The organism is Terrisporobacter mayombei (assembly GCF_020748465.1).
Classification (GTDB): Bacteria; Bacillota; Clostridia; order Peptostreptococcales; family Peptostreptococcaceae; genus Terrisporobacter; species Terrisporobacter mayombei.
The window spans coordinates 1-255 of the sequence record NZ_JAHZMP010000319.1 but is presented as its reverse complement, the minus strand read 5'-3'; the positions used below and the strand labels follow the sequence as shown (position 1 = coordinate 255).

At 51.8% G+C, this 255-nt stretch carries 2 tRNA genes; both read left to right on the top strand.

The annotated features are described in order from the left end of the window. Positions 1–68: 68 nt before the first annotated feature. Positions 69–145, top strand: a tRNA-Asp gene (locus tag K0039_RS21810). Between the two features lie 21 nt (positions 146–166). Beyond that, positions 167–241: transfer RNA gene (locus K0039_RS21805), tRNA-Thr, on the top strand. Positions 242–255 lie beyond the last annotated feature (14 nt).

Here is a 255-nt window from a genome sequence, read left to right as displayed (position 1 = left end):
GCACCTGCCTTACAAGCAGGGGGTCACAGGTTCGAGCCCTGTTGGTCCCACCATAAAAACACAAACGCGGCCTGGTAGTTCAGTTGGTTAGAATGCCAGCCTGTCACGCTGGAGGTCGAGGGTTCGAACCCCTTCCAGGTCGCCATAATACTTCTTTAAATAATACGCTGGTGTGGCTCAACGGTAGAGCAGCTGACTTGTAATCAGCAGGTTGTAGGTTCGATTCCTATCACCAGCTCCATAAATGCGGAGGAT